The organism is Solemya elarraichensis gill symbiont, assembly GCF_002021095.1.
GTDB lineage: Bacteria > Pseudomonadota > Gammaproteobacteria > Chromatiales > Chromatiaceae.
Genome location: NZ_MPRK01000140.1, coordinates 1 through 4797, shown reverse-complemented (window position 1 = coordinate 4797; position 4797 = coordinate 1). Strand labels below are relative to the sequence as shown.

7 protein-coding genes are annotated in these 4797 nt (G+C 51.4%); all 7 read left to right on the top strand.

The features are described from left to right. A partial coding sequence (locus BOW51_RS12010) for an HvfA family oxazolone/thioamide-modified RiPP metallophore (RefSeq protein WP_442468028.1) occupies positions 1-114 on the top strand: 114 nt, incomplete at its 5' end. A gap of 111 nt (positions 115-225) precedes the next feature. Beyond that, positions 226-1077, top strand: a complete 852-nt coding sequence (locus BOW51_RS07630; RefSeq protein WP_078477161.1) for an HvfB family MNIO-type RiPP peptide maturase — start codon at positions 226-228, stop codon at positions 1075-1077. Then, positions 1064-1840: an HvfC family RiPP maturation protein gene (locus tag BOW51_RS07625; RefSeq protein ID WP_167367274.1), complete on the top strand. Its 777-nt coding sequence runs from the start codon at positions 1064-1066 to the stop codon at positions 1838-1840. Before BOW51_RS07630 ends, BOW51_RS07625 begins: the two co-directional genes overlap by 14 nt. Positions 1841-1849: 9 nt before the next feature. Continuing rightward, positions 1850-2446, top strand: a complete 597-nt coding sequence (locus BOW51_RS07620) for an HvfX family Cu-binding RiPP maturation protein (RefSeq protein ID WP_078477159.1) — start codon at positions 1850-1852, stop codon at positions 2444-2446. A 6-nt stretch (positions 2447-2452) separates the two neighbouring features. Then, positions 2453-3163 (top strand): sigma-70 family RNA polymerase sigma factor, encoded by a 711-nt coding sequence (locus BOW51_RS07615; protein WP_245828610.1) that lies wholly within the window; start codon positions 2453-2455, stop codon positions 3161-3163. Further along, a complete protein-coding gene (locus tag BOW51_RS07610) occupies positions 3157-3336 on the top strand; it encodes a zf-HC2 domain-containing protein (RefSeq protein WP_078477158.1) in 180 nt (59 codons plus the stop codon). Before BOW51_RS07615 ends, BOW51_RS07610 begins: the two co-directional genes overlap by 7 nt. Before the next feature lie 245 nt (positions 3337-3581). After that, a partial coding sequence (locus BOW51_RS07605) for a histidine kinase dimerization/phospho-acceptor domain-containing protein (RefSeq protein ID WP_281252874.1) occupies positions 3582-4797 on the top strand: 1216 nt, incomplete at its 3' end.

The following is a 4797-nucleotide window of genomic DNA, read 5'->3' as shown; positions in this document are numbered from 1 at the left end:
GAAGGCAACTGCGGCGGCAACAAGGCAGCAGGTGAAGGCAACTGCGGTGCTGACAAGGCCAAGGCAGCCGGTGAAAACAAGTGCGGCGAAGGCAAGTGCGGCGGTAAGAAGTAATTCCGTCTGCCGGGGGCAGGTGACTGCTCCCGGCAATCTTGTCAGCCAATAGAAAGTGCTGGTGCTCAGCCTGCATTATAAAAAAACAGATCTACGGCACACCTTATTAATATGACTAGCGATACTGAAAAGGTCACAGGAGCAGGTCTCGGGCTACGCCGGGGATTGCTTGAAGAGTGGCATGAACTCGAAGAGAAACAGCCGGAACTCCTGCCTGATTTTATCGAGGTAACGCCGGATAACTGGATGGGCCTGGGTGGCCGATATGCGCGCGAGATGCGTCACTTTACTGATCGCTACCCGACTTTAAGCCACGGCTTGTCATTGTCGCTTGGTGGTCCTGATCCACTTGATACAAATTTTATCGACCGTCTCGGTCGCTTTCTGGATGAGTACAATATTGCAACTTTCAGTGAGCACCTGAGCTACTGCACCGATGGTGGTCATCTCTATGATTTGCTCCCGCTGCCCTTTACCGGGGAAGCCGTTGAGCATGTCAGTTCGCGCATCCGCGCTGTACAGAAACAACTGGGCAGGCGTATCGCAATTGAAAACGTTTCATTTTATGCGGCACCCGAGGGAGAGATGAGCGAGATTGATTTTCTCATCGCGGTGCTCTCCGAAGCGGACTGTGACCTGCTGCTGGACGTCAACAACGTCTATGTCAACAGCCACAATCACGCTTACGATGCGCATGATTTTATCTCAGCTGTTCCTACAGAGCGTATCTCCTGGCTGCATATGGCAGGACACCTGCGTGAAGCCCCCGATCTGATTATCGATACCCACGGCGACAAGGTGGTCGATCCCGTGTGGGATCTGCTGCAATTCACCTATAGCTGCCATGGTGTCCAACCGACCCTGCTTGAGCGCGATTTCAACCTGCCACCGATGCATGAACTGATCGATGAGCTGGCGATTATCAGGCAGTACCAGCAGGGGGTGTCGAGTGACGCAGCATAAATCACGGCTTGCACAACAGCAGTACGAATTTACCAGTGCATTGCGGGATCCGGATTGCGCCACGACACCGGCTGGCGTTCCGCAAGAACGCCTGGAGGTATACCGGGAGCTTTTCTTTAACAATGTACGCGGCATTCTTGAAAGTGCCTTTCCGGTGATACACGAGATACTGCCATCTGAATTGAGTGAAAGCCTGGCGCGCCGTTTTTTCAGGGAACACAGCAGCCACACACCGGAGTTTCCACGTTTTCCGCGCGAGTTCCTGTTGTGGCTGGAACAGCGTGAAACGCCCGAAGCGGGAGAGCCGCCATTTCTCTACCAGCTTGCGTTATGGGAATGGACTGAACTTGATGTCCTGCTCGACCCGGTAACTGAACCGCAGGCAAGTGATGCAATGGATGACGTACTGGCACAGCTCCCGCTGCTGGCACCAACTCTGCAACTGCACGCATTTGACTATCCGGTACATAAAATTTCGGCCGACTTTATCCCCGAAGAGCCTCTCGATGCGCAGGTCTACCTGGCTGCATTTCGAACACCTGATGAAGGTATTGAATTTATCGAACTCAACCAGGCGAGCGCTGCGCTTGTGCAGATCATGCTGGAGAACCCCGGAAAAACGGGCGAGGAGTATCTGCGTGCACTGGCTGAACTGATGGGACATGCCGATGCTGAACAGCTGCTCGGATTCGGCAGGGAGTTCTTCAACGATTTATATCAGCAGGGTGTGTTGGTTGGCACGCTTGCACATAACCAGGAGTGAATAAGAAAAATGATCAAGCTGATTAACAAGCTACAGAGCCTGCTTGATGCGACGAGATCGATCGATTTCCTGGCGCCACTGGCACTGAGACTCTACCTGGCCCCGATTTTCTGGATGGCGGGCACGAAAAAACTTTCCGACATGGAGAGCACAATCGCCTGGTTCGGCAACCCGGACTGGGGTCTCGGCCTGCCATATCCGGCGCTGATGGCGTGGGCCGCGACTCTCACCGAGGCAGGTGGAGCGATTCTGCTGGTGCTGGGTCTTGCAGTGCGCTGGATCTCGTTGCCACTGATGGCCACCATGGTGGTTGCAGCAGTGACTGTTCATCTTGAGAATGGCTGGTTGGCAATTGCGGAGGGCAGTGGACCATTCGCAACCGAGCGTACGGTTGAAGCAGTCGATAAGCTTGCTCTAGCCAAGACCATCCTGCAGCAGAATGGTGACTACGAATGGCTGACATCAAGCGGCAGTTACGTGATTCTCAATAATGGTATTGAGTTCGCGGCAACTTACTTCATTATGCTGCTGGCGTTATTTTTCATCGGTGCCGGTAAGTATCTCAGTGTGTATGACTGGCTCTACAAGCGCTTTCGCCAGGAGTGATCCGGCTTGCACGCTGATATGGGAGTTCTCGACCAGGGGTATCAGCAAAGCCAGCATCCGGTCGATCTACCTTTCCTGCTAACTGGCGGTTACAATAGACTCTGTTTCATTCTTTTCGGACCAGCAATGGATACAGATCCATCCGCCAACTGGATGCAGGAAGCCGAGTTAGCCGATTTGCGCCACGACCTGCTGCGCTTTGCACGCTTGCAACTGCGCGATGCTGCAATGGCGGAAGATATTGTCCAGGAAGCGCTCGTCGCGGCCTATACCAACAGGGATAAATTCTCTGGGCGTGCACAGGTCAAGACCTGGGTTTTCTCGATTCTGCGCAACAAGATTATCGATTATTTTCGCACTAGCAGCCGGCGTCCGGAGCAGAGCCTGACCAGGGATGACGGCAGCGAAGCGGAAATTAACGAGCTTTTCGATGACAGGGGGCACTGGAACAGTGGCCTGCAGCCGAAAAAGTGGGGCGACCCGGAAAGCTCCCTGGTAAATCAGCAATTCTGGGAGATTTTTGAAATCTGCCTCAATGACATGAATGAGAGTACCGCGCGTGTTTTCGGTATGCGTGAACTGCTCGGTCTCGAAACTTCAGAGATCTGCCAGCAGCTCGATATGAGTGAAAACAACTGCTGGGTTGTCCTGCATCGCGCACGTGCAAAGCTGCGTCTTTGTCTTGAACACAAGTGGATAGGGGTTGAGTCATGTTGAGCTGTAAAGATGCGACAAAACTGATTTCACAGAAACAGGATGCAGAGCTCTCCCTGATGCAGCGAATCTCCTTGCGCCTGCACTTGATGATCTGCTCCGGCTGTAAAAATTATGAACGGCAGATTCATGTAATCCACAAGGCATGCCGACGCGTTTCCGGGTCTGACGACTGATTCAGGATTAGCTGTTTGATCCAGATTGATTCCTCCCTTCAGGCACCAAATGATTTCCCTCTCGTTCTGAATACTCTTTTTCAGGCTTTGATCAAGCAGAGTGAATCTTCACGACTTACCGACAGGCGTGGCAAAATACGACGATGAACTGGTAGCTGGCTTGCGGATACTGCATACTCAGGTATGTAATCATTTGTCTATAGTCAAAAGTTTATCAATCGCATGGGTGTACGGGGGACAGATTTGTGAAACTGGACGATTTTCTTTCTGCAGGCCATATTTTTGGCCCTGACGAGGAACTGCTCAAGGTCAAGATTCAGTCGGTAGTGCTGATTACTGTGATTGGCGGGCTTGTCCTGCTGGCTACCAGTTTATTTCGTTTCGGTGAGGAGAACAGTACGCAGGGCGTATTGCTTGGTTTGCTCTTCCTGTTTCTCGTGATTGGTTCCAATATTGCCTTGCGCATTTCCAAGCTATATTACCCGATGGTCTCCCGCATAATTGTCGGAGCATCCTATTTTCTTGCTCTTCTTGTTTTATATGAGATTCCTGACAGCGCCTCGCGTGTTGTCTGGCCAACGCTACTGACGGTTGTTGTCTTTTTGCTGCGTGATAGACAGGAAGGTTTTATCCTGACCGTGGTCTTCACCGGCCTCCTGATGTTGCCAGAGATGTTTGTACCTGGTTTTTATCAGCTGGACAGAGTGGATCTTCTGATTATCCTGATGAATATCATGCTGGTTGCCCTGGCGATGCAGCGATACGAGAAGATCAAAGAGAATGACCAAGAGAAACTCCTGGCAATACAGGCACAGGAAGCCTATCTGCAGCAACTCTTTGATGTTTCCCCCAACATGGTCGTTACCTCAGATGGCAGTAAAATGCTCAACGCCAACATGGCGACATATGAATACTTCGGTTTCGGTTCGGCAGAGGCGCTCATGCAGGAGCATGACGGCATATGCGACTTTTTTGAACAACGTGAAGGCTATATCGACGGGGTGATGGATGGAGAAATATGGGAATCCTATATCCTGTCGCATCCAGGTGAGCACAGGGCGCTCGTCATGCGTGGCGATGAGGAACACATTTTTGATGTGCGTGTCAGGAAGGTAACGAATAAGATCTTCGTTGCAGTATTCAATGATATAACCAAAATCGAGGAAGCCAAGCAGAGCCTGGTGCAGGCGAGCCAGGCAAAGAGCGATTTCCTCGCCAACATGAGTCACGAGATACGCACGCCTCTGAATGGCATCATTGGCATGACCGAGTTGATAATACGTACCGATCTTGACAAGCAGCAATCAGAATACCTGGCGAAGGTAAAAACCTCTTCAAAAGCGCTTCTGAATGTAATCAACGACATTCTCGATTATTCCAAAATCGAGGCGGGCAAGCTTGATCTTGAACTGATGGATTTCAATATTGAGGACTTGCTGCACAATGTGACCAGCCTGTTTG